The 25539-nt window shown below is 48.1% G+C and carries 22 protein-coding genes; 16 read left to right on the top strand and 6 right to left on the bottom strand.

What is annotated here, in order from left to right; translation table 11 throughout:
- Nucleotides 1-7 precede the first annotated feature (7 nt).
- Nucleotides 8-607, bottom strand: coding sequence for a tRNA 5-(aminomethyl)-2-thiouridylate-methyltransferase MnmM (gene mnmM / locus ACFVU8_RS16090; protein ID WP_387428382.1), 600 nt, complete (start codon nucleotides 605-607; stop codon nucleotides 8-10).
- Nucleotides 607-1563 (bottom strand): tRNA modification radical SAM protein MnmL/YtqA, encoded by a 957-nt coding sequence (gene mnmL, locus ACFVU8_RS16085; protein WP_379465387.1) that lies wholly within the window; start codon nucleotides 1561-1563, stop codon nucleotides 607-609. Before mnmL ends, mnmM begins: the two co-directional genes overlap by 1 nt.
- A gap of 311 nt (nucleotides 1564-1874) precedes the next feature.
- Here mnmL and ACFVU8_RS16080 point away from each other — a divergent pair, with 311 nt between their 5' ends.
- Nucleotides 1875-2057 carry a hypothetical protein gene (locus ACFVU8_RS16080; protein ID WP_175369999.1) on the top strand — a complete coding sequence of 61 codons (183 nt, stop codon included), beginning with the start codon at nucleotides 1875-1877 and terminating at the stop codon, nucleotides 2055-2057.
- A gap of 193 nt (nucleotides 2058-2250) precedes the next feature.
- Nucleotides 2251-2967 (top strand): tRNA (guanosine(46)-N7)-methyltransferase TrmB, encoded by a 717-nt coding sequence (gene trmB / locus ACFVU8_RS16075; protein WP_379465385.1) that lies wholly within the window; start codon nucleotides 2251-2253, stop codon nucleotides 2965-2967.
- An 85-nt stretch (nucleotides 2968-3052) separates the two neighbouring features.
- Here trmB and ACFVU8_RS16070 read toward each other — a convergent pair whose 3' ends face one another.
- Nucleotides 3053-4168: an MGDG synthase family glycosyltransferase gene (locus ACFVU8_RS16070; protein ID WP_387428380.1), complete on the bottom strand. Its 1116-nt coding sequence runs from the start codon at nucleotides 4166-4168 to the stop codon at nucleotides 3053-3055.
- A gap of 52 nt (nucleotides 4169-4220) precedes the next feature.
- Entirely contained in the window at nucleotides 4221-4748 is a 528-nt protein-coding gene (locus ACFVU8_RS16065; RefSeq protein WP_387428379.1) for a phosphatase PAP2 family protein, read from the bottom strand.
- 405 nt (nucleotides 4749-5153) lie between these two features.
- Here ACFVU8_RS16065 and ACFVU8_RS16060 point away from each other — a divergent pair, with 405 nt between their 5' ends.
- The 4 genes from ACFVU8_RS16060 (at nucleotide 5154) to rplT (ending at nucleotide 7833) form a co-directional block, all read left to right on the top strand.
- Complete coding sequence (locus ACFVU8_RS16060; protein ID WP_379465379.1) at nucleotides 5154-6392, top strand: glycosyltransferase family 2 protein; 1239 nt, start codon at nucleotides 5154-5156, stop codon at nucleotides 6390-6392.
- A 293-nt stretch (nucleotides 6393-6685) separates the two neighbouring features.
- Nucleotides 6686-7183, top strand: coding sequence for a translation initiation factor IF-3 (infC, locus tag ACFVU8_RS16055; RefSeq protein ID WP_175370004.1), 498 nt, complete (start codon nucleotides 6686-6688; stop codon nucleotides 7181-7183).
- Nucleotides 7184-7241: 58 nt separating this feature from the next.
- The gene (gene rpmI / locus ACFVU8_RS16050; protein ID WP_066373235.1) at nucleotides 7242-7439 is read left to right on the top strand and encodes a 50S ribosomal protein L35; all 198 of its coding nucleotides are present in this window, start codon (nucleotides 7242-7244) and stop codon (nucleotides 7437-7439) included.
- 34 nt (nucleotides 7440-7473) lie between these two features.
- On the top strand, nucleotides 7474-7833 hold the full coding sequence (gene rplT / locus ACFVU8_RS16045; RefSeq protein WP_066373240.1) for a 50S ribosomal protein L20: 360 nt from the start codon (nucleotides 7474-7476) through the stop codon (nucleotides 7831-7833).
- A 145-nt stretch (nucleotides 7834-7978) separates the two neighbouring features.
- Here rplT and ACFVU8_RS16040 read toward each other — a convergent pair whose 3' ends face one another.
- Nucleotides 7979-8524 carry an acyl-CoA thioesterase gene (locus ACFVU8_RS16040; protein WP_379465376.1) on the bottom strand — a complete coding sequence of 182 codons (546 nt, stop codon included), beginning with the start codon at nucleotides 8522-8524 and terminating at the stop codon, nucleotides 7979-7981.
- A 307-nt stretch (nucleotides 8525-8831) separates the two neighbouring features.
- Here ACFVU8_RS16040 and ACFVU8_RS16035 point away from each other — a divergent pair, with 307 nt between their 5' ends.
- The 5 genes from ACFVU8_RS16035 to ACFVU8_RS16015 all read left to right on the top strand — a co-directional run bounded on the left by ACFVU8_RS16035 (nucleotide 8832) and on the right by ACFVU8_RS16015 (nucleotide 14208).
- A complete protein-coding gene (locus ACFVU8_RS16035; protein ID WP_379465374.1) occupies nucleotides 8832-9872 on the top strand; it encodes a BMP family lipoprotein in 1041 nt (346 codons plus the stop codon).
- Between the two features lie 194 nt (nucleotides 9873-10066).
- Nucleotides 10067-11605, top strand: coding sequence for an ABC transporter ATP-binding protein (locus tag ACFVU8_RS16030; RefSeq protein WP_175370007.1), 1539 nt, complete (start codon nucleotides 10067-10069; stop codon nucleotides 11603-11605).
- Nucleotides 11598-12671, top strand: coding sequence for an ABC transporter permease (locus ACFVU8_RS16025; RefSeq protein ID WP_379465372.1), 1074 nt, complete (start codon nucleotides 11598-11600; stop codon nucleotides 12669-12671). The genes ACFVU8_RS16030 and ACFVU8_RS16025 overlap by 8 nt, the downstream gene beginning before the upstream one ends.
- Complete coding sequence (locus ACFVU8_RS16020) at nucleotides 12672-13631, top strand: ABC transporter permease (protein WP_175370009.1); 960 nt, start codon at nucleotides 12672-12674, stop codon at nucleotides 13629-13631.
- A gap of 256 nt (nucleotides 13632-13887) precedes the next feature.
- Nucleotides 13888-14208 carry a hypothetical protein gene (locus tag ACFVU8_RS16015; RefSeq protein WP_379465368.1) on the top strand — a complete coding sequence of 107 codons (321 nt, stop codon included), beginning with the start codon at nucleotides 13888-13890 and terminating at the stop codon, nucleotides 14206-14208.
- Nucleotides 14209-14229: 21 nt separating this feature from the next.
- On the opposite strand, the gene ACFVU8_RS16010 is transcribed toward ACFVU8_RS16015, so the two are convergent.
- Nucleotides 14230-14676: a GNAT family N-acetyltransferase gene (locus tag ACFVU8_RS16010; RefSeq protein WP_379465366.1), complete on the bottom strand. Its 447-nt coding sequence runs from the start codon at nucleotides 14674-14676 to the stop codon at nucleotides 14230-14232.
- Nucleotides 14677-15274: 598 nt separating this feature from the next.
- Here ACFVU8_RS16010 and ilvB point away from each other — a divergent pair.
- The 5 genes from ilvB to ACFVU8_RS15985 all read left to right on the top strand — a co-directional run bounded on the left by ilvB (nucleotide 15275) and on the right by ACFVU8_RS15985 (nucleotide 25458).
- A complete protein-coding gene (gene ilvB, locus ACFVU8_RS16005) occupies nucleotides 15275-17017 on the top strand; it encodes a biosynthetic-type acetolactate synthase large subunit (protein WP_379465364.1) in 1743 nt (580 codons plus the stop codon).
- Between the two features lie 5 nt (nucleotides 17018-17022).
- Nucleotides 17023-17502 (top strand): acetolactate synthase small subunit, encoded by a 480-nt coding sequence (gene ilvN / locus ACFVU8_RS16000; protein WP_379465540.1) that lies wholly within the window; start codon nucleotides 17023-17025, stop codon nucleotides 17500-17502.
- Nucleotides 17503-17702: 200 nt separating this feature from the next.
- Nucleotides 17703-18695, top strand: coding sequence for a ketol-acid reductoisomerase (gene ilvC, locus ACFVU8_RS15995; RefSeq protein WP_066373257.1), 993 nt, complete (start codon nucleotides 17703-17705; stop codon nucleotides 18693-18695).
- A gap of 110 nt (nucleotides 18696-18805) precedes the next feature.
- Nucleotides 18806-20347 (top strand): 2-isopropylmalate synthase, encoded by a 1542-nt coding sequence (locus ACFVU8_RS15990; protein ID WP_175370014.1) that lies wholly within the window; start codon nucleotides 18806-18808, stop codon nucleotides 20345-20347.
- Between the two features lie 305 nt (nucleotides 20348-20652).
- Nucleotides 20653-25458, top strand: coding sequence for a collagen binding domain-containing protein (locus tag ACFVU8_RS15985; RefSeq protein ID WP_387428377.1), 4806 nt, complete (start codon nucleotides 20653-20655; stop codon nucleotides 25456-25458).
- Nucleotides 25459-25539: the final 81 nt, after the last annotated feature.

Genomic DNA, 25539 nt, shown 5'->3' with positions numbered 1-25539 from the left:
GCGGTGTTCAGCTCCTTTTCTTCTTTTCCAGCGCCAGGCAGTAAGGGGCTGACGCCCGCTGAATCTGGCGGTATACAATGCTTTGGGCGACGACAGGCGGGACGGCGGCGGCCCAAGACTCCACGGCGGCGGCTTCCAGATCGCCGCCGTCATGCCCGGGATAGAGCACGGCTGTGATGATCCCGCCGGGGCGCAGCAGCTCCAGCGCGGCTTCCAGAGCCGCAAGGGAGCTGTCGGGCTGGGTGATGATGGTCTTATCGGCATCTCCCGCAGGGAGATAGCCGAGATTGAACATCACCGCCGACACGGTTCCGGGCCAATCTCCCGGAACCGCTTCAAGCATAGCGGCGTGGCTGCGCTGCAGCAGCGTTACCGGGGACAGTGTCCCCGGTAACGCCTCGCCCGCCGCGCGGAGGCGCTCTTCAGCCAGCGCGAGCGCCTCCGCCTGGATGTCGAAGCCGCGGACTTCGCCTCGCGGCCCGCAGAGCTTGGCCAGGAACAGGGTATCTGCCCCTGTTCCGACCGTGGCATCGATGGCGCGGCCGCCGGAGGTTAGCCGCTCGGCGGTCAGCTTCTGGGCGAAGCTGAGAACAGAATAGAAGCCCATCAGCGCTGCCTCCAGTACTTGCCCTGCCAGGAGTTCCGGGCAATCAGCTCTTTATCGATGCCGTTAAGGACCTCCCATTTCTTGAGGCTCCACATCGGCCCAATGAGCAGATCGCGCGGCGCATCACCGGTTAGACGGTGCACAATCATCTCCGGGGGCAGAATTTCCAGGGAATCGACAATCAATTTGATATATTCGTCCTGCTCCATAAAGCGAAGCAAGCCGGCTTCATACTGCTTCACCATCGGCGTCTTGCGCATGAGGTGAAGCAGGTGGATCTTGATGCCCTGTACATCCATTTTGGCTACGGCTGAGACCGTCTCCAGCATCATTTCATGGGTTTCCTGTGGAAGTCCGTGAATGATGTGTGTACAGATTCGAATATCGTGCTTGCGCAGCTTTTCGACAGCTTCCAGATAACAGGCTGTATCATGGGCGCGGTTAATCAGCTCTGAAGTGGAGTCGTGGATCGTCTGAAGACCCATTTCCACCCAAAGGTAGGTACGCTTGTTCAGCTCTGCCAGATACTCGACCACATCATCTGGCAGGCAGTCCGGCCGGGTAGCGATAGACAGCCCGATAACCCCTGGCTGCTGAAGAATAACTTCAAAATATTCTCTGAGTTCTTCTACAGGGGCGTAAGTATTAGTGTATGCCTGGAAATAGCCGATGTACTTGGCATTCGGCCATTTGAGATGCTGCCGGTCACGTACCTTGTTGAACTGGGTAATGAGATCGTCACGACGGCTGCCGGCAAAATCGCCAGAGCCCCGTGCGCTGCAGAAGGTGCAGCCGCCCTTGGCAATGGATCCGTCCCGGTTCGGGCAAGTGAAACCGGCGTCGAGCATGACTTTGAACACTTTTGTATTCATCTGCTCGCGCATTTCGTAGTTCCAGGTATGAAAACGTTTATCTCCCCACAGAGGGACAGAGGAGGGCTCTAATAGGTTGAACATGGGTTGCTCCTTTGAAATTCGGTTCATTCTCTGCTATACGGTTAGTATATCGGCTTATAAAGAAGACGCAAGTAATTTTATCATGCGCCATGAGTCCAAACCATTGTACCAAAAATCATCGTCCAACGTAACAATATGCACTTCAAATACCGCTAAAATTTAGGCCTGAAAGCAGAAAAATTGGCTTGTTAATACTTACACCTTATGTTATATTTGAAATGTAAAAAGTCAGCAATATCAATGGATTTTCCTTTCTTGAATTCATACTTTCGTGTCGTCCGGTCCATACTAATAACCGTGAGGTGATATCGATGAATTCTCAAGCGGCATATGCCGATGGCAAAGGTTCGATTGACGTTACGTTAACCCCTGATGAGGCGCTTGCACTGACAGGTGTAGAATTTAACGGTAACCACAAGATTAAGACAGAAGCGCAGCGCAAGATTCGCAACGCTTTCGAGAAGACACTCGATTTCAATTCCGGAACAAGGTAAGCTGAGCACACCACTGGTAGTGTAGTGCGGCATGACCCGATTTCAATACAAATCAGTAAGGGATTCTCGCAGCAGCCTTCCTTGGGCTGGTGTAGAGGATTCTTTTTTTGCCGTTATACCTTTACTTTTGGGGACAAGTTCGGCACAATATTGCAAGTGACAGTTATAGCAATCGATAAGCGGAGGAATACGCATGCGTTTACGTGGAAGAAAAGGAATACGCGAAAGTCTCGAGGGCCAGACTGATCTGGTTGTTCTCGACCCCCGTAGCCATAAAGGGCAGTGGTCTGCCTTGTTCGGGAATGACCATCCGATTCATGTCGAATTCGGAATGGGCAAAGGGCAGTTTATCAGCCAAATGAGCTCCAAATACCCTGATATTAACTTTATCGGTGTGGACATGTACGATGAATTGATCCGCCGCGCCGGAGAAAAAGCGAGAGCCGTATGGGAGCCGCAAGGTCATGAGACCCCGCCTAACCTGAAGCTGGCGCTTGCCAATATCAACTATGCGGAAGAAGTATTTGCTCCAGGAGAGCTGGAACGCATCTATCTGAACTTCAGCGATCCTTGGCCGAAGAGCAAGCACGCCCGTCGTCGTTTAACGCATCCGCGTTTTCTCGACAAATATCGCGGCCTGCTGAGTCCTTTGGGTGAGATTCATTTGAAGACGGATTCCAGAAGCCTGTTCGAGTTCTCGCTCAATGCCTTTGCGGATTTCGGGTTGCAAATGAAGAACATTTCGCTTGATCTGCATACGGACGGCGTTATCAATGAAGAACATGTGATGACTGAATATGAGACGAAGTTCTACGGACGGGGTGTCAACATTCACCGCTGCGAAGCCATTGTGGGTTCAGAAGCGCTTGAACGTTATCAGGCTACTCGGCTGGACAAATACAGACTTTAATCGCATTAGAATAAAAGCCGGCAAGCCTCCGTGTTCACGGGGACTTGCCGGCTTTTATTTGCGGCCCTGGGGCCGCTGTTAGCTTTTACTCTAACATATCGAGAATGCTCTGGGCACTCTGCAAGGGATGATAGCGGGCGATTCGTTCCAAATGGTGACTCCGCTTGTTCTGCAGGTCCTCGTAGTTGTTCAGCAGGCGTTCCATCCATTTGACGACAACATCGAGGGATTCAATGGGCTCGCCGAATCCAGCCGCCGTGAAATATCGACAGTTTTCTTCCTCCTGCCCGGGCAGGGGATGATGGAAGAGCATCGGAATGCCTTTAGCCAGACCTTCGCTACAGGTCATACCGCCTGGCTTGGTGACGAGCAGATCAGATACCTCCATCAGCTTGTCGACCTCACGGGTGAAGCCGATGAGGTGGATATTAGGGTGGTTGTATACCGGGTTTCCGCGCATTTCCTCCAGAAGCTTTTCATTCTGGCCGAGACAAAATACAATTTGGATTTGCTCCCGGTACCCTGCCAGGAAATGATTGACAGTCTCGTCATTCATCATCCCCCAGCCGCCTCCCATGACCATTACCGTTGGCTTATCACGAAGACCAAACCGCTCCAGAATCTCCTGTCTGCCAGGATGCTCCCAGAAATTGGGGTGCACCGGCATCCCCGTAACCTGTATACTGGCAGAGGCAACTCCGCGGCGAAGCAGCTTGGATCTGACTTCCGGCGTAGAGACAAAATAACGGTCCACATGCGGACTGATCCAACTGGCATGCGCATCGTAATCAGTGATGACAGTGCAGAGCGGAACTTTAAAATCCGGGTCCAGCCGCTTCATACGCGAGATCACTGCACTGGGAATAAAGTGGGTGCACACGATAATGTCCGGCTGCAACTGCTTGATAATATTTTTGGTATGGGTATAAAAAATGCGATGCAGGGCAAGCGTGGTAAGGCGGTTAAATGATTTCTGATGACGGTAGACATACCCCATCAGCCGCGGCTGAGTGGTCACCGTCTTTCGATAAGCAGATACAATAATAGGCGCCATTTTAGGATTTAGAAAATTCCCCAATTCAAGCACCTTCGTTTGAACATTGGGCGACAGCTTGCGCAGGCTGCTTGACAGCGCGTAGGCTGCCTGCGTATGACCTGCGCCAAAGCCTTCCGACAGTAACAGCACTCTTTTTTTGCGCAATGTATAATTCACCTGTTCTCAAAAGGGATTCTAATAGTCCAGCCTATCTTGCTCAGGGCCAAAAGGCAATCGTGCCGGCGGCAACTCCGGTACCAATCACAGCACCTGCAAGCACATCGGACGGATAATGCAGGCCCAGGTACATCCGTGAGAATCCGACAATGCATCCTAATGGGAGCAACACAAAGGCGAGCGGCGGAAAGGCTGCCATATAAGGAACGAGCCAAGCAAAGATAGCAGTAGTATGACCTGATGGAAAAGAATGATCCTTAAGCGGGTTGCGAAATGTCCGAGTACCCGGAAGCGCCAGATAGGGGCGTCTGCGCGGATACAGCTTCTTGGCGATAGCTACAGGCACATGGCTAACAGCTAGCGAAACCAGCGCCTGAAACGCCGTTGTTCTCCATGGCTGGGGAGAGAAGGCCCAAATCAGCAGATTAGTGCCGATTGCGATCGTTGCTCCGCCCAAATGCGTGAGATGGTAAAGCCAGAAGTTCAAAAACCGGTTATGCATCCGGCCGTTAATCCATTGAAAAAGACGCCGCTCCCAGAGATGCAGTTTCATGAATAAATGTCTCATATCGTTGTCCCTCCGCTAGTCCGGCTATCGGTTTAGCATTGATGCGGCACTCCGTTCTTAAAAAGTGAAGCCGTCTTAATCATACTTTCTTAAGGGAGCCCATTCAAGAAAAAGCTCAGCTTTGCGCGAAAATTGCCAGTTTTGACTTGGGATACCCTTACGCCTTACAATGATTCAAGCGGGCCGAACGTGTTTAAAAGGTAACAGAGAAAAAAGGGTTTCTGCATCAGGAAATCCGACCAGCCCTTAAGCGCGGAACATATAAAAAACCGGAACCCTGCCAACAATAAGTGAATGCTTGTAGTCTATTTTGTAAGGGATGCAACAAAAGGGTCAGAAAGAACGTTTTACAAGCTAGAGAGAAAAAGAACACCAAGAGTGTAAAAAGGGGGCATTAAAAAGATCATGACAGACGCACTGTTTGTTTCGCTCCAAGTGATCTTGGCGGCGATTGCGATTTACCAGTTTGCGTTCTCGCTGTTCGGACTGCACAAGAAAAAAAGAAAAGAGCAGTTTAAGCCGGAAAAATCGTTTGCGGTACTCGTTGCGGCGCACAACGAGGAAGAAGTCGTCGGCGCACTGATGGAAAACCTGAAACAGCTTAATTATCCGCCGGAGCTGTACGATGTATTCGTTATTTGCGACAATTGTACGGACGGGACGGCCCGGATAGTACGTGAGCATGGCATGAATGCCTGTGTCCGTACCAACGCCAATCTGAGAGGTAAGGGCTATGCGATTGAATGGATGCTGAAGGAACTGTGGGGCATGCAGCGTCAGTATGACGCCGTTGTGATGTTCGATGCCGATAACTTGGCACACACGGAGTTCTTGATGGAAATGAACAATGACCTCTGCTCCGGGGCACGAGTAATCCAAGGCTACATTGATACGAAGAACCCGGAAGATTCATGGATTACGGCCGCTTACGGGGTATCCTACTGGTACATCAACCGTCTATGGCAGCTCTCCCGCCATAACCTTGGCATGGCGAATTTCCTTGGCGGTACCGGCATGTGCTTTGAGACCAAACTGCTGAAGGAGATGGGTTGGGGAGCAACGAGTCTGGTCGAGGATCTGGAGTTCACGATGCGTAGCGCTTCGAAGGGTGTATATCCGAAGTTCAACTATGACGCTAAAGTCTTCGACGAGAAACCTTTGACCTTCAAGGCTTCCTCAAGACAACGCCTGCGCTGGATGCAGGGACACTTCACCGTGGCCCGTCGTTATTTCTTCCCGCTGCTATGGCAGAGTATCAAGGAGCGCAGCTTGACGAAGTTTGACCTCGCCTTGTATGGGGCAAATGTATATATTGTGCTGCTTACTTTCCTGATGACTGCTGTGATGTGGATCGACAATGCCTTTTTTGACGGACCGAACATCGCTAATATTTATGGACATCTTCCATTATGGCTGGGCTTTGTGGCTGTAGGCGGGAATCTGCTTACGTTCTTCTTGGCGATGATCTTAGAGAAGGTTAAGTTCAAGAAGGTATATGCGTATTTAATTCTGTTCCCGATCTACCTGATCTCGTGGTATCCGATTACGTTCTATGCGTTCTTCACGCAGAACAACAAGCAATGGAGCCACACCAAGCATACGCGTGTCGTAAGGCTGGAGGAAGTGCAGAGCAAGCAAGGGTAACAGCTGGATAATGTTTTTTCGTAAAATATCGAAAATCTATTGACATTCATACGGGCAACAGTGTATAGTATTCAAGTATGCAAAACATAGAGATTGCAAGCAGAAGCACCGGCTTCTCACCTGACTGGCATTACGCTAGCTGGTTTTGATCTCAATGCTTTATGAATGTTAATGTTCATGAACGTTGATCAAACAGGGGTGTCGGGAGTTAACCGGCATCCCTTTTTTATGAAGTTGTGCTGAAGTTTATTGTTAACAAGATCCGGAGGTGGAGAGTTATCAGTAAGGAACATATGATCAATGATGAAATTCGGGCCAAAGAGGTTCGGTTGGTAGGTGCGGAAGGTGAGCAAATCGGAATCAAACCGATCCGCGAGGCACTGCAAATGGCGATCGATCTTAATCTGGATTTAGTCAATGTAGCGCCGCAGGCGAAACCGCCGGTATGCCGCATCATGGATTACGGCAAGTTCCGTTATGAGACGCAGAAGAAAGAGAAGGAAGCGCGTAAGAACCAGAAGATCGTTGATATCAAGGAAGTCTGGTTCCGTGCCAACATTGAGGAACATGATTATCAAACCAAGTTCCGCAATGTGGTTAAATTCCTGGGCGAAGGCGATAAGGTGAAGTGCTCCGTACGTTTCCGCGGACGTGAGATTACACATGCCAATATCGGCCAGAAGATCCTGGAGCGCGTCAAGAATGAAGTTGCTGAGATCTCTGTTGTGGAACGCCAGCCTAAGCTGGAAGGTCGCAGCATGATCATGATTTTGGCTCCTAAGCCTCAATAACCCCGGAACCATTTTGCAATGCAAAGTGGCGCCACATAATATTCAAGGAGGAAACACAATGCCTAAAATGAAAACACATAGCAGCCTTAAAGGCCGCTTCAAAATTACCGGAACTGGTAAAGTAACACGTTACAAAGCACACAGAAATCACTTGCTTTCCCACAAATCCAAACGTGCGAAGCGCGTATTGGGTACGAACCCTGTTATGGCCCCTGGGGATGTAAGACGTTTGAAACAACAATTGGGTAATTTGTAATAGTTTACTACACATTTTTGGGAGGTTTATTAATATGGCAAGAGTTAAAGGCGGATTCGTCGTTCGTCGTAAACATAAAAAAGTATTGAAGTTGGCAAAAGGTTATTTCGGTTCTAAACACCGCATTTTCAAAACAGCTAAAGAACAAGTAATGAAATCGATGGTTTACGCATACCGCGACCGTCGTCAAACTAAACGTAACTTCCGCAGACTGTGGATCGTTCGTATCAATGCTGCAGCTCGCTTGAACGGCTTGTCTTACAGCAAACTTGTACACGGCCTGAAATTGGCTGGCGTAGAAGTAAACCGTAAGATGCTGGCTGACCTGGCTGTTAATGATCTTAACGCATTCAACTCACTTGCAGTTGTAGCTAAAGAGAAAATCAACGCGTAAGTGTTGTAATATAACCGAAAAGCACCGCTATACGGGGAACCCGCAGGCGGTGCTTTTTTGTGGGATAAGAGAGCTCTTCCGAGATTTCGGTTAAGGCTGAGACTTGCCCGCAAACTTGTTTTTGTTTTTTTATGGCGTGAAGGAACTACTCCCAGTATTTGGTTGTGTTAAGCTGGAGAGCAAGCTTTTTGCTAATGCCCCGTCTGACTTTCCGCAGTTCGGCACGTTCTTCGGCCGACTCGCTGATCAGCTTCTCTTCATCGGTCTCAGGAATGACTGCTGGTACTGGGGCTGGCTGACCGTCCTCGCCGATGGCTACAAACGTCAGGAACGACGTCGCTGCAACAGCACGTTCTCCGGTGTAGAGGTTCTCGGCGATAATTTTAACGAATACTTCGATACTGGTACGTCCGGTCCAGGAGACGAAGGATTCGAAGCATACGGAATCGCTCGGTTCGATCGGGCGCAGGAAATCCACGGAATCGGTGGAAGCAGTGACGACGTTGATCCGGCAATGCCGCATAGCTGAAATAGAAGCAACTTCATCTATGCCGCTCATGAGCTTGCCGCCGAATAATGTTTTGTGATTATTTACATCATTTGGGAAGACTCGTCCGGTTTTGAATACACGGGATTCCCGGCAGTATTTAAAGGCGGGAGCCGCCGCTGGGGTTTCTTTGTTTTCATTCATTTTCTGAAACTTCCTTTCCGGCTTTGTAAGCACTCATGATAATAGAAATTGCGATTCTGTGCAATAATATTAAAACGAAGAAAGCGAAAGCTGCTGCAGAGTTTTCGACCTATCTAACGTGTTTTGTATGCTTTTGTTACATAATATGACAAGGATAGCGCTTTCTTGAGTCGAAAAGACAAATTATTATTGACCTTCGGTCATTAATAGACTGGATTTTAGCATTTTTTGCAGGTATAATTTGAGCTAATGGATGTCCAACCAGAAACACAGAGGACGACCAATTTTCTAAGGGGGATCACTATCAATGAAAAAGGTTTTCAAGCTGTCTCTCGTTATGCTGCTTGCGTTCACAGTAGTCTTGGCAGGCTGTGGTAAAGACAAAAACACCAACACTAACACAGGTGCAAACGGTGGAGAAGCCGCTCCTAAATCCGATGTTAAAGTCGGTATGGTTACTGACGTAGGTGGAGTTAACGACAAATCCTTTAACCAATCCGCATGGGAATCGCTGCAAGCCCTTCAGAAGGAACAAGGTGTAGAAGTTAAATACCTTCAAAGTAAATCCAATGCAGACTACCAGCCAAACCTGAATCAATTCGTTAAGGGTGGATACAACCTGACATGGGGTATCGGTTTTGACCTTGGCGATGCTATTAAAGTAGTAGCTGATGAAAACCCTAACGCAAACCTGGCAATCATCGACAGCGTTGTAGATGCTCCTAACGTTGAATCCGTTACTTTTGCTGAGAACGAAGGTTCTTTCTTGGTGGGTGTTGTTGCAGGTCTGACAACTAAATCTAACAAAGTAGCTTTTGTTGGCGGTATGGAAAGCCCGGTTATCAAACGTTTTGCAGCTGGTTTCAAAGCTGGCGTTCTTGAAGTAAATCCTAGCGCTGATGTGAAAATCACATATGCAGGTGCTTTTGACAAGCCTGATACTGGTAAGTCCCTGGCAGCTACTTTGTATGATTCCGGCGCGGACATTATCTTCCCTGCTGCAGGCGCAACAGGAACTGGTGTGTTCAACGAAGCTAAATCCCGTAACAAATCAGGCGGTTCCAAAGTATGGGTTATCGGTGTAGACAAAGACCAATCTCTGGAATTTGGCGATGATGTAACCCTGACTTCTATGATCAAACGCGTAGACGAAGCTGTTAAGAAAGTGTCCCTACAAGTTGTTGACGGTACCTTTAAAGGCGGCACACATACTGTTCTTGGTTTGAAAGACAATGGCGTAGGTCTTCCTGAAACTTCGAAGGCTAACGTAACTCCGGAAATTCTGGCTAAAGTAGATGAGTACAAGCAACAAATCATCGACGGCAAGATCACAGTTCCTGCCGAGTAATATTGCCTCACTTTTTCGTGTATTACACAATAGTACAAGGGAGCAAGGCCGGTTATACAGCTGGCCTTGTTCTTTGGTTAAAGCGCTAATTTGTAAATAGGTAACCAGTGATGCCGTCCTCGATAGGGCGGTAAAACGATTTCTAAGAGAGTTTCTTACTCCGCTGTATTATATTCTGTGATGAGGGTGATTCCATGAGTGCTGCGGCTCCAGTCGTAGAGTTGAAGCAAATCACAAAACGTTTTCCTGGTATTGTCGCCAACGATTCCATCAGCCTGACGCTTGAAAAAGGGGAGATCCACGCATTGCTCGGTGAGAACGGGGCAGGAAAGTCCACTTTGATGAACATCGTATTTGGGCTGTATCAACCAGATGAAGGCAGTATTGAGATTGACGGGAAACCGGTGATGATCGATAGTCCGAATAAAGCCATTGAGCTCGGTATCGGTATGGTTCACCAGCATTTCAAGCTAGTAGATCCTTTTACGGTTACCGAGAACATTGTTCTTGGCATGGAACCGAAAAAAGGTCTTAAAATCGACTATAAATCCGCTGCGGAGCAGGTTCGGAAACTGTCTGAGCAGTATGGACTTCAAGTCAATCCAAATGCCAAAATCCATGATATTTCTGTAGGCATGCAGCAACGGGTTGAAATCATGAAGACCCTGTACCGTGGAGCGGATATTCTCATATTTGACGAGCCAACTGCTGTGCTTACGCCGCAGGAGATTACAGAATTAATGGCTATCATGAAACGACTCGTTGCTGAGGGTAAATCCATTATTCTGATTACTCACAAGCTGAAGGAAATCATGCAGATCTCCGATCGGGTTACCATCATTCGTCGCGGAAAAGTTATTGATACCGTCAAGACTTCTGAGACTAATCCCAATGAACTGGCCGAGAAAATGGTCGGACGCGGGGTAACCTTTAAAGTGGACAAGAAGCCTCCGGAAATTGGTACAGCCGTGCTGAAGCTGAATGATGTCAACAGCAAGAATAAAGATGGCGTGCCTGTATTGAATGGACTTACCTTTGAAGTTAAAGCAGGGGAGATTCTGGGGATTGCCGGTGTCGATGGCAATGGACAGAGTGAGTTGATTCAGGCGATTACCGGTCTGCGAAAGATTGATTCCGGTTCCATTACTATGGAAGGCCAGGAGATCGCGAACCTCTCCCCGCGTAAAGTAACCGAGAAGAATATCTCCCACATACCAGAAGACCGCCATAAACACGGCCTTGTCCTTGATTTCTCAATGAGTGAGAATATGGTGCTGGAGACCTACTATCAGAAGCCATATAACCAAAATGGATTTTTGAATTATGACATTATTAACAAGCATGCAGGAGAGCTTATCCAGCAATTCGACGTGCGGACGCCGTCTTTGGAGACTAAGGCTCGTTCTTTGTCCGGGGGTAATCAGCAAAAAGCGATTATTGCGCGGGAAATAGATAAAAATCCGACATTACTCATCGCGGCTCAGCCAACCCGTGGTCTTGATGTGGGTGCGATTGAATTTGTGCAAAAGCAGCTTATTGCTCAGCGTGATCAAGGCAAAGCCGTTCTACTCATTTCCTTTGAGCTGGACGAAATTATGAACGTTTCCGACAGAATCGCCGTTATTTATGAAGGACAGATTGTCGGCGAAGTGTACCCGCAGGATACAAACGACCAGGAACTGGGTCTGATGATGGCGGGCAGCTTGAAGCGGGGAGGGAAGACGGTTGAATAAGCTTAGAAAAATCTTTGCGACAGACAGCTACATTATTCCTCTTGTCGCGATTGTTCTTGGATTTCTAGTTGGCGCTATTGTCATGCTAGCTGGCGGATATGATCCGATTGCAGCATACTCTGCGCTGTTTAAACGCGTATTCGGCAGCACATATGACATCGGGGAAGCCATCCGTGAGATGACGCCGCTTATGCTGACCGGACTTGCAGTAGCCTTTGCATTCCGTTCAGGGATGTTCAATATTGGTGCGGATGGACAAGTTCTGATTGGGATGACAGCTGCATCGGTAGTCGGCATTAAGCTGGCTGCTCTGCCATCCTTCCTGCTTGTTCCACTGGCGGTGATTGCTGCCGGACTTTGCGGCGGTATATGGGCCGGGATTGCCGGTTACCTTAAGGCCAAGCGTGGGATTAACGAAGTTATTACCACCATTATGTTGAACTGGATCGCATTGTTCTTTGCGAATTATATTGTTAGAACCTTCTTGCTAATTCCGGGTCAGAACCGTTCGGAAGATATTCCCGCTTCGCTCTCTATGACCTTCCTTAATTCTTTCTTCGACAATGCCCGTCTCCACTGGGGAACAGCCATTGCGTTAGCAGCGGCCGTCTTCTTCTATGTTTATCTGTGGAAAACAAAACAAGGATACGAAATGCGTGCGGTGGGTCTCAATCCAAATGCTGCAGAGTATGCCGGGATGAATGTCGGCCGGAATGTCATTAAAGCGATGTTTATTAGTGGGGTATTCGCGGGTTTAGCCGGAGCAGGTGAAGTCCTTGGTGTATTCCATTATCAATCCGTCTTTGCAGGTTCGCCGGGCTATGGCTTCGATGGTATCGCGGTAGCACTGCTTGGTTTGACCCATCCGTTTGGTGTCATTTTGGCAGCAATATTATATGGTACGCTAACCTACGGTGCTGCGGGTATGAGTTTTGGTGCGGACGTGCCGCCTGAGCTGATCCGTATCGTTATCGGTTCGATTATTTTCTTCATTGCTGCACAAGGTATTGTGCGCTGGGTACTCAAACCATTTTACTTCAAGCGCAAGAAAGAGAAGGTGTTATAGATGGATGTGCTGACGCTATTAGGCCAATTGCTCAATACGACGCTTGTATTTTCCACAGCGCTCATTTTCGCCTCCCTCGGCGGCATCTTCTCGGAACGCTCCGGTGTAGTTAACATTGGGCTTGAAGGTTTGATGATGTTTGGTGCGTTTGCCGCTGCTGTAGGGGGATATTATGCCCAAGAAGCTGGCATGGGTGAATTAGCACCTTGGGTAGGGGTGCTGTCTGCAATGGCAGTGGGGATTATCGGCTCCTTAATTCATGCTGTTGCCTCCATTACGTTCAAAGCAGATCAGACTATCAGTGGTACGGTGATCAACTTCTTGGCAGCAGGCAGTACGCTTTACATGGTAAAGCTGTTGTTTGAAGGCTCAGGAGAGACTCCATTGCTGGATGGCTTCAGCAAGTTTGCTATTCCAGGTCTGTCCAAAATTCCAATTATCGGAGAAGGGATCTTCAATTCCTATCCGACGACTTATCTAGCCATTGTCCTGGTGATCATTGTATATCTGGTGCTCTTCAAGACGCCGTTTGGTCTTCGTTTGCGAGCTGTGGGTGAGCATCCGAGTGCTGCGGACACGCTGGGTGTCAATGTAAACAGAATGCGGTATATTGGCGTAATGATGAGTGGTATGCTCGCTGGTATTGGCGGTGCAACAATTACATTGACTACAACGGGAACCTTTGCCCATAATACGATTTCAGGTCAAGGCTTCATCGCTATTGCAGCGATGATCTTTGGAAAGTGGAACCCGCTGGGTGCCTTTGGTGCGGCCGTATTCTTCGGCTTCTCCCAAGCGATCCGCAACTACGTACAATTGTTCGAATGGTCCAAGAACATTCCTCAGGAATTTATCTATATGATTCCTTATGTGCTGACAATTATCGTGCTTGTAAGTACTGTAGGACGTTCGTCTGCTCCTAAAGCGCTGGGACAAGCGTACGATCCAAGTAAACGTTAGGTTAGAGCAGCAGTGTTAGAGTAATACAGTTCAAGCCGCATTTCCGGTATTGCCGGGGATGCGGCTTTTTTTATTCCCATTTTAGACTTTCATCCAAAGTAAACTCAGCAGAACAGGCGGATGAACAGGCAGGCATCTTATCCAGTGAATACATTGTTTTGAAGATGCAAGTAAAAGGCTGAGAGCAGAGTCAATATGATTGCGAAGACCATTCGATGCACGGATAGACTTCGTACAACTTTTGAGGAGGGGTATTATGGCACAGGCGGTTACCAAAAAGCAAGTCATGAAGCTGGTTGGTAAACATATCGTAGCAGTGAAAAAAGATGGAACGAAGGTATCGGGCAAATTGGTCCGCATTTCTGGAAATCGTTTGATCTTGCAGCGTTCCAGTGGCAAAAAAGTACAAACAAAGGCACTGATTCCACTGGTACTGTTTGATTTGCTGGCTGTAGGGACGGCTCCATACGCCTATGGAGGATACGGTGGTGCGCCTTATGGAGGCGGATACGGCTATGGCGGTTATGGCCCTGGATATGGGTATGGTGGATCCCCTTATCCTTATGGATTTTACTAAGGTCTTATAGCCTCATGGGTCTCAGAGTAATTGTTTTTCCATCTCGTAGATGCAGCTCTGTCTATGATAACGGGTCGTCGTGTAGCCTAGTTTACGATAAAAGGTAAGGCCAGCTGTATTCCCGGAATCGACCGATAACTTGGCCCGCTGGCACCCGCGTGATAGTGCAAATCGCTCTGCCCGATCCATGAGCAGATTCCCCCAGCGTTTGCGCCGAGCGGCGGGTGTGATGGCCAGCATGTCGATATATAGCAGATCCCCGTGCAGCATAAAGTGGACAAATCCCAGCGGATCACTTTCGTAATCGGTACAGGCAACAAGCGTCACACCGTGCCCCATCCGGCGGGGCAAATCTTTTCGTACCTGGGAAATCACTTTTTTCGGCAGATGGGATAATGGGACGAGCTGTTTCTCGATCAGATCGAGGATGACGGCATCGTCCTGTTTCGGTCTGCGGTAACGGATCATATGGCGCCCCCTTTCCACGCATTGTCGTACATCATATGACAGCAGGAGGGGGAAGCGTTCCGTAAGGGCGCAGAGGAGGAAAAACTTTTTTAAAAATATGGGTATTGACTAATCCGTGTGAGGAATCATATAATGTGTCTAAACATTTTAACGAGCATACATGTATCGGCAATGATGAGGACGAAGTTTTAAGGGCTCTTTTGCTCAGAGAGTGTGAGGATTTGCTGCAACCTCCACCGAAATCCCTTATATACGAGCTCACCTCGGAGCTGTTTTCCTGAAAGGTCCATCAGTAAGAGCGGTGGAATTATTAGGGGGAATCGTTTAGTCCGCGTTAGGGACTTCAGGTTACAAAGATTGGGCCCTGCCTACATCGATGGATTTTTGTATACCTGATAAGGCATTTCATCGCGAGATGAATGCAAACATGGGTGGTACCACGGAAGATCAACCTTTCGTCCCTCACACGCTTAATTTGCGTGTGGGAGGCGAAAGGTTTTTTTGTTGTTAAGGAAAGCCGCCCCTAACTAAAGTTGTTGTTAAATTGACGGTCCGTCATTTTGAATACTGAACGTTAAACATCGAAGGAGGAAGACTGATGAGCGCGCAAATACCGAAACTGCGATCGACAGATGAGTTACGTGAGAAATGGAAACAGCCGGAGGTCATTACCGGATCGGAGATTCTACTCCGCAGTCTTGTACTCGAGGGCGTAGATACCGTATTTGGATATCCGGGTGGTGCAGTACTGTACATCTACGACGCACTGCACGGCTTTAAAGATTTCAATCATATTCTTACTCGTCATGAGCAAGGTGCCATCCACGCAGCAGACGGCTACGCTAGAGCAAGCGGCAAGCCCGGCGTCTGTATCGCGACCTCGGGACCAGGGGCAACTAACCTGGTAACAGGTATCGCGACCGCGTTCATGGATTCTGTACCATTGGTTGTTATTACGGGTAACGTATTCTCTAGCCTAATTGGTACAGATGCGTTCCAGGAGGCAGACATTACCGGTATTACGATGCCAATTACGAAGCACAGCTATCTGGTACGCGATGTTGAGGATCTGCCACGTGTGATTCACGAAGCGTTCCATGTTGCAAATACAGGTCGCAAAGGTCCTGTCCTTATCGACATTCCGAAGGATGTATCGGCAGCGAAAACGCTGTTCACTCCGGTGCAAGGTGTTAACCTTCGTGGATACAACCCGCGAACTGTACCCAACAAGCTGCAGCTTGACAAGCTCGTGAAAGCTATCTCGGAAGCTGAGCGCCCGATTATCATTGCAGGCGGCGGAGTTATCTACTCCGGAGCACATGAAGAGATGCTGGAATTTGTCAAACGTACTGAAATTCCAATCACGACGACATTGCTAGGCCTGGGCTGTTTCCCAAGCGGCGAAGACCTGTGGATGGGAATGCCGGGAATGCACGGCACCTATACTGCCAACAACGCCATTCAGCAATGTGATCTGCTCATTAATATCGGTGCCCGGTTCGACGACCGTGTAACAGGGAAGCTGGACGGTTTTGCGCCAAAAGCTAAAATTGTACACATTGACATTGACCCGGCTGAGATCGGCAAGAACGTAACGCCTGACATTCCGATTGTAGGGGATGTGAAGACTGTTCTGGAAATGCTGAATCCAGAAGTAGGACGCGCAGCTAACGCGGACGCCTGGAGAACACAGATCGCGCAGTGGAAGCAGGATAAGCCGCTCCGCTACAACGATTCTGAGACAGAATTGAAGCCGCAATGGGTTATCGAGATGATCAATGACACCACTAAAGGTGAAGCGATTGTAACGACAGACGTTGGTCAACACCAAATGTGGGCGGCACAGTACTACAAGTTCAATCATCCACGTTCATGGATCACCTCTGGCGGTCTTGGAACGATGGGCTTTGGATTCCCATCCGCAATCGGCGCGCAAATGGCGCACCCGGAACGGTTAGTAGTATCCATTAACGGAGACGGCGGCATGCAAATGTGTTCTCAGGAACTTGCGATTTGCGCCATTCACAATATACCGGTCAAAATTGTAGTAATCAATAATGAAGTGCTCGGCATGGTTCGTCAATGGCAGAACCTCATCTATGAGAAGCGTTACAGCTATACAGATCTGGCAGGCAGCCCGAACTTCGTCAAGCTGGCTGAAGCGTATGGTGTAAAAGGTCTTAGAGCCACCAACAAAGAAGAAGCAAGAGCGGCATGGCAGGAAGCGATGGAAACACCGGGTCCAGTATTGGTAGAATTCGTTGTTCCTAAGGACGAGAATGTCTATCCAATGGTTACCCAAGGCTCAACCATCGATCAAATGCTGATGGGGGATGAATAACTGTGATGAAACATACGATTGCTGTGCTTGTGAATGACCAGCCAGGTGTGCTGCAGCGGGTATCCGGTTTGTTCGGACGCCGGGGCTATAATATTGAGAGTATTACTGTGGGGCAGTCTGAAGAAGAAGGACTTTCCCGGATGGTTATCGTTACCTGGGGTGACGCCAGCACCCTGGAACAGATCGAGAAGCAGCTTTACAAGCTGATCGATGTCATCAAGGTTGTGGACCTCAGCTCCAAACCAATGGTGGCGAGAGAGCTTGCCTTGATCAAGGTGAAGGCAGAGCCGTCGGAGCGTCCGGAAATCATGGGCGTGGTGGAGACTTTCCGGGCTGCTGTTATTGATATCGGTAGCACTAGTCTACTTGTACAGGTCGTTGGAGACACCGATAAAATCGATGCCATGATTGAGCTGCTCAAGCCTTACGGCATTAAAGAACTGTCGCGTACAGGGGTTACAGCCATGGTTCGCGGCAACGCCTAAAGGTTGTATTTTACGGCTTTAGCGAATTACTGCTTGGTTGCTTTAACGAGATGTGATATAACGGTATAACGAGATTATGAAAAAATGATATGCCCGCTAAAGAGCGGGGGCTTGAGGAGCAGCTTAAGGATTCCTTCAGCCAGATGCTCTTGAAGCACCCGCTCTTTACGATGGGTCCAATTTAAAGGAGGATATTGACAATGGCAGTGACAACGTACTATGAACAGGATGCAGAACTTAGCGTATTAAAAGGGAAGACAATTGCGGTAATCGGTTATGGTAGCCAAGGGCATGCCCAAGCACAAAACCTTCGTGATAGTGGTCTTCAGGTTGTCATCGGCCTGCGTGAAGGCAAATCCTTCAACACAGCTAAAAATGACGGCTTTGAAGTATTGTCCGTAGCAGAAGCAGTATCCCGTGCTGATGTAGTGCAAATTCTGATGCCGGATGAAACACAGGCGTCCGTATATAAGAATGACATCGAGCCTAACCTAAAAAAAGGCGCAGCGCTGATGTTCTCCCACGGCTTTAACGTACACTTTGGCCAAATCGTAGCACCTAAGGATGCTGACGTGCTGCTCGTGGCACCGAAATCCCCTGGACACATGGTTCGCCGCACATATGTAGAAGGCTTCGGAGTTCCTGGACTGATCGCAATTGAGCAAGATGCAACTGGACAAGCAAAAGAAATCGGTCTGGCTTATGCGAAAGGTATCGGTTGTACTCGTGCTGGAGTAATCCAAACTTCCTTCCGTGAAGAAACCGAAACTGACTTGTTCGGTGAGCAAGCTGTCCTTTGCGGTGGTGTATCCGCACTGATCAAAGCAGGTTTCGAAACATTGACTGAAGCAGGTTATGCTCCTGAGATGGCTTACTTCGAGTGCTTGCACGAGTTGAAGCTGATCGTTGACCTTGTATATGAAGGCGGATTGGCTAGCATGCGCGATTCCATCAGTAACACAGCTGAATACGGTGACTATGTAACTGGTCCTCGTATTGTTACTGAAGACACTAAGAAAGCAATGAAGGCTGTACTTACCGATATCCAACAAGGTAAATTTGCTCGCGACTTTATCTTGGAGAACCAATCCGGTAATGCTTTCTTGACAGCAACTCGCCGCAACGAAGCTGCTCACCCGGTAGAAGTAGTTGGCGGTCAATTGCGTGAAATGATGCACTGGATCAAGAAATAAGCACATATAAATAAGGTAACATTGAAATCTATATGGTAATCCCCAGATGCGGCCGTTCACCAACGAGCCGCATTTGAGGGTTTTAGCCCAATTTTCAGGAGGTGCTCCGCATGCGGAAAATTTATGTGTTCGATACGACACTGCGCGATGGAGAGCAGTCGCCGGGTGTGAACCTGAACACGCTTGAAAAAGTGGAAATCGCCCATCAGCTTGAAAAGCTTGGGATTGACCGCATGGAAGCGGGCTTTCCAGCTGCCTCGCCGGGTGATCTGGCGGCAGTCAACGCGGTAGCCAGAGCCGTCAAGAATGCGACGGTAATCGGGTTGTCCCGTTCAAGAGAAGCGGATATTGACGCAGTTAAAGAGGCTTTGCAAGGCGCACAAGATCCTTGCATTCACATTTTCCTCGCAACTTCGCCCATTCACCGGAAGCATAAGCTGCGGATGGATAAGGCTCAGGTGCTGGAAACAGCCCAGTCAGCGATCCGTTATGCTAAGAAACATTTTTCCAAGCTGGAGTTCTCTCTTGAGGATGCTGGCCGTACTGAATATGATTTTCTGGCAGAAGTGGTTGGCATGGCCGTCCGTGAAGGAGCGAATGTGGTCAACATCCCGGATACGGTGGGTTATTTGAACCCTTCGGAATACGGAGCGATCTTCAAGTATCTGAAAGAAAATGTGCCTGACATCGAGCGGGTGCAGCTCAGCGCGCATTGCCATAACGACCTTGGCATGGCTACGGCGAATACCCTTGCGGCGATCCAGAATGGTGCAGACCAGATTGAGGGTACGATCAACGGTATCGGCGAACGCGCCGGGAATACTGCTATCGAAGAGGTGGCGCTTGCTCTGGAGACGCGGAGCGAATTCTTCGGAGCGAAGACTTCCCTTGTACTATCGGAGATATCCCGTACCAGTCGTTTGGTTAGCAAATTGACCGGTATGGTCGTTCCAGGGAACAAAGCGATTGTAGGTGCGAATGCATTCGCCCATGAATCGGGCATTCATCAGGATGGTATGCTGAAGGAGAAGACGACTTACGAGATCATGACTCCGGAGACCATCGGTTTGAAGGAAAGCAAGCTTGTGCTCGGCAAGCACTCCGGCCGTCATGCCTTCCGTGATAAGCTGAGTGATCTTGGCTATGATCTGCCGGATGAAGATTTGAACACTGCATTTGCTAAGTTCAAGGATCTGGCGGATAAGAAGAAGGAAGTGTCCGACGAGGACATTTTGGCACTGATTGAAGAGAAGCTTGTCAAGACTCCTGAAGTGTTCCGTCTGCAGACGATTTATGTCACTTATGGTAATGAAGCCACACCAACAGCCAAGGTCGTTATCAACGGTCCTGAGGAGCAGCCGATTACTGCTTCTGCTGAAGGAAACGGTTCGGTAGATGCCATCTACAATGCCATTGATTCGGCTACAGGCGAGGAAGTCACCTTGAGTGATTATTCCATTAAATCCGTCAGCCGGGGTAAAGATGCGCAGGGTGAGGTTCATGTGGTATTGACACAGGGCATAGTTGCAGCACAGGGTAGAGGTCTCAGCACCGATATTCTGGAAGCCAGCGCCCGAGCTTATCTGGATGCGCTTAACAAGCTGATCGAGAAGCGTAAAACCTATACGTTGCGTGATCGCGCTACTTTGTAAATTGAATACAATGTGCATGCATTGGATTGCTTGCTGAAAGCCGTTTTGGCTGTAGACATTTGTCTATGGTCAGGACGGCTTTTTTTGTTGCATAACATGAGGCTTTGGGCTTGGGACGTTTTGTTCAGAAAATGTTTAGCTGGCTGAATTAAAGTGAAATGTAGACTGTCAAAAGCTTAAAAACCTACAATAATTCAAATTTGTTTGGGGGGAGATGGAATCAGCGAGTTGGATAGGAGCAGCGTTAAGAAGGTGCAGATCGTATTTGGGAGATGACACTACGAGAAAGGGAGGCTATCTAGTTCATGAAAAGAAAGAATGCAGGAATTTGGTTGACACTTCTTCTTCTTTTTACACAGTTTTTTAATTCTTTTGGATTTAGCGCACGTGCGAGTGCAGACCCGTCCAATGAAATCAGCGAAAACATTATCACCAGTGTGACTTTGGCAGTCTATGAAAATGGCCAGGTTGTGACAGATAATGTGTATAAGCTGGACTCAACAACGAAGTTGAACTTGACTTACGAATTACCGGCTGGACCGGATGGGGCAAGCAAGTATGGTGAAGGATCGACTTATACATTTACACTCCCAAATGTATTTCTAATCGATCGGGGCTATAGTGGGACCTTAGTGTACGATGAGTTTCCAGATGGCATCGGGACCTATAATGTAGGCCCTGATAATAAAGTAGTTCTTACCTTTAATAAAAATATTGAAGGTCTCTTTGATGTTAAAGGAACATTTAACATTGAATCAATACTGAGTTCTACCCGAATTAGCGGATCTACGCAGCAGGTGATTCCTTTCCCGATTGCTGGGGATTCTGAAAACTCATTTGTCATTCACTTTAAGCCAAAGGGCGGCACTAGTATTAAGAAGGAAGGAACGCCCAAACCGCAAAAGTATAATGCGGAACGCATTGAGTGGTCGGTTGACGTCAATACGTCACTAGATGAAATTCATAATGCAATTGTAACGGATATTCTGGAGCAGGGGCTGGAGCTTGATCTTAACTCCATTTCTGTTTATAAGTTGGATGTTAATGTCAAAGGGGAAGCAACTGAAAATGGAGCCCTTAATGCAGGAGAATTTGATACGACCGGCAGTGATGCATCGAAATTGAACCTGAAATTTGCATCTGATCCGATCAAAGAAGCTTACCGCATTAAGTTTTCTACCAAAATTACGGATTCAGCAGGATTATCTTACAGTAATACAGCTAAATTGACAGGCGATGGAGTATCTAAAGATTCTCCCACTGCCGTAGTTCCAGTAGAACGTGGGAAAACATTGGAGAAGAGTGCTACTGGCAACTATGATCCTGTTACAGAAACCATCCCATGGGAAATTCGTTTTAATTACAATGAAAAAACGATTCTAAAAGATGATGCTGTATTGAATGACTATTTCAACAAGTCACAGGTGCTTGATAAAGATTCTTTCCATGTCTATAAAGTAAAGCTGGATCAGAATGGAAAAGGCACCGATGATGGTGAACTGATCTTGGATACGGACTACACATTATCTGACCTGAAAGACAAAGCCAATAAGAACGGGTTCAAACTTGAATTCAGTAATGACATCAACTCAGCTTATCGTATTGTGTACAAAACCAAAGTAGCGGATCGGGTAATTAATGATGAAACCGTTCGTAACGATGTTACCTTTGGTGATAATAATTCTGCAGGCGACCAAAAAGGCATTGGCCAGCGCGTTCTCTCCAAGAAAGTTGGAGCAGTAGACTATGATGCCAAGACTGTAAAATGGACGATCAAAATCAATGAAGACAAAAGAAATATGAAAGAAGTGGTTCTGACCGATGTTTTTGATCGCGGGGGCCTGAAATACCTTGGAGATCTGCAAATTTCACCAAGTCAAGGAGTAGAAGGTACGGATTACATTGTTACTCCTGTTGGAAACTCGGATTATAAGGAGAAAGATGGATTTATAGTAAAATTTAATAATCCGATCACTGAGCCGATCACAATTACTTACACTACTTCTTTTGATTATTACAAGCTGAGAGCCGGAGAAACTGAATTTTACAATGTAGCTAATCTTGTGTGGAAAGATACAGATGGAAAAGAGCAAAAAAAGGGGGATGTATGGGATAAATTTTCTCCGCGTAATGAAGTGAAGAACAATGGTTTTAAAAACGGAGATTATGACGCGACCACCAAGAAGATTACCTGGACCGTCGGTGCGAATTATAACAAGAGAAATCTTGCCGCTGGTGCAGTACTTGAAGACCCCATTCCTAACGGTCAGAAGTATGTTGACAATAGCTTAAAAGTATACAAGTTGAGCTATGGTGCTAATGGGAATCCAAGCAATCCGAAAAATGAGGATCTAATTAATGCCAGTGAATATGCCCAGCCGGTTGTATCAGGCGATCCTGAAATAATAAGAGTAAAATTCAACAATGCAGTTGACTACGCATTTTACGTTGTCTTTGATACGGAATTTGTGAATGAGGATATCAATCAACCTTCCGTAACGAACACTGCAGTTCTTAAAGACAAGGATGATAAGGCGGTATCTAAGCCACTAGAGAGAACACTTAATGTTCCCAAGGGCGGCGAATATATCAGCAAAACTGGTACTCAGGATAAAAATGACCAGACCCAAATGAACTGGAGTATTACGATTAATGCTAACCAGTCCGATATCAATAAGGTTAAAATCGTTGATACCCCTACTCCGAATCAGATTCTGCTCCCGGATAGCTTCAAGCTCTTTAAGACTACAGTATCTAAGAACGGTACTGTAACAAAGACTAATGATAAATTAACTCGCGATGTGGACTATACGTTGGAAATCAGTTCAGATCAAACTGGAGAGACTTTTACGCTCGAGTTAAAGAACCCGATCAAAGAGGCCTATATCCTGGAGTATAATTCTATCGTAACAGCAGTCGGAAATAACGTCATAGTTAACAATCAAGTAGATTTCAGTGCTGAAGGAAAAAATGAAATTAAAAAACCGTTTACGAGCAAAAATGATATTCGTATTATCGATACTTCCGGATCGGGAAGCGGGGTTAGGGGCTCTCTCGTAGTTACAAAAACCAATGCTGACGATACTGAGAAGCTGAAGGATGCGGAATTTGCGCTGTTCCGTCTGGCTGGTACTCAGCAGACAGAGAAGAAAGAAGGAAAGACGGATTCAAATGGTATCCTGGAATTCAAGGATCTCAGAGCAGGGAAATATGTGTTAAAAGAAACAAAAGCCCCAGCGGGATACGCCTTGGATCCAACAGAGCATCCAGTGACGATCAACTCTTCAACTGCTATTGCATTAACTCTTAAAAATGATTTCAATGGGTCATTAAGAATTATAAAAGTAGCAGACGAAGACACGTCTATAAAACTGGAAGGCGCGGAATTTGAGTTGTACGATTCAAATGATCAATTAGTTGGTAGAGATACTACCAATAGTGATGGTGAGATTGTTTTCACTAAATTAAAGGGCGGAGAGTACACGCTTAAAGAAATAAAGGCGCCTACAGGTTACGTGCTTGATACTTCTCGCATCAATGTAACCATTGATCCATCACAAGAATTAAAGAAACAGGTATCTAATAAGCTGATACCGACGGCGACACCAACGCCTACAGCAACAGCAACACCGTCACCAACGCCGGTAGTAACACCGACACCGACAGTGGAACCAACACCGACGCCAACGGTGGAACCAACACCGACGCCGACGGTAGCACCAACACCGACACCGACGGTGGAACCAACACCGACGCCGACGGTAGCACCAACACCGACGCCGACGGTAGCCCCAACATCGACACCGACGGTAGCACCAACACCGACGCCGACGGTAGCACCAACACCGACGCCGACGGTAGCACCAACACCGACACCGACGGTAGCACCAACACCGACACCGACGGTAGCACCAACACCGACACCGACGGTAGCACCAACACCGACGCCGACGGTAGCACCAACACCGACGCCAACGGTAGCACCAACACCAACGCCGACGGTAGCACCAACACCAACACCAACGCCGACGGTAGCACCAACACCGACGCCAACGCCGGTAGCAACACCGACACCGACGCCAACACCGGTAGCAACACCGACACCGACGCCAACGCCGGTAGCAACACCAACACCGACGCCAACGCCGGTAGCAACACCGACACCGACGCCAACACCGGTAGCAACACCAACACCAACGCCAACACCGGTAGCAACACCAACACCAACGCCGGTAGCAACACCAACACCGACGCCAACGCCGGTAGCAACACCAACACCGACGCCAACGCCGGTAGCAACACCAACACCGACGCCAACACCGGTAGCAACACCGACACCAACACCAACGCCGGTAGCAACACCGACGCCAACAGCTTCGGCTACGCCTGAGACTAGCGCGTCGCCAACGGTAGCGCCGCCGACTGAAGAACCAACGGCTACACCTTCGGCCGCGCCGACAGCAACACCAGTACCGACCTCGCCGCCGACATCGACATTTGAGCCGGTAGCAACGCCTACTCCTGTACCAGGAGTCATTGTTACACCAACGCCATCGCCGTCACCGGGTGCTTCAGTAACACCATCGGCGACACCATCGGCAACGCCGACAGTTGTACCAAGTGCAGGACCAACAACAACACCTGCTCAACCGACAACTCCGGCAACACCAGTCCCGCAGGTAACACCGCCTGTGAAGCAAGAGACAACGACTGAAGAAGTGCCGATTGAAGGCGAAATTCCGCTTGGAGGTGTGCCAAGTGTAGGTGATAAACCGGCACATGGTAAGGTTACCCTGAAGCCAAACGGCAAGTGGGTTTATACACCGGATCCAGGCTTTATCGGAAAAGACAAATTCACGATCATCGTGACCGATAAAGACGGAAATGAAGAAGAGATCGTTATCGAAATTGATGTTGAAGAAGTACCAAAGGGTACGGTAACAGGAGAGCCAGATGGTAATGGTAATAGTAAAGGCAAAGATGGAAAGCCTAGCGTATTGCCGAAGACTGGCGAAGACAGCCCGCTTCCGATCTACCTGGTTGGTGGATCTCTGATTCTTCTCGGCTATGTACTCAGCAGAAGATTCAGAAGAGGCGGCAAACAGGAATAGAGATAAGAACTGCGTGAGATATTAAAAAGGTCTAGATTAAAGGAAAAGCGAGTCCATCTCCAGGTGAAACGGAGATAGGCT

The organism is Paenibacillus sp. NPDC058177 (assembly GCF_042883835.1).
Lineage (GTDB): Bacteria > Bacillota > Bacilli > Paenibacillales > Paenibacillaceae > Paenibacillus_AQ > Paenibacillus_AQ agri.
This window is presented reverse-complemented; position numbering and strand designations above follow the sequence as displayed.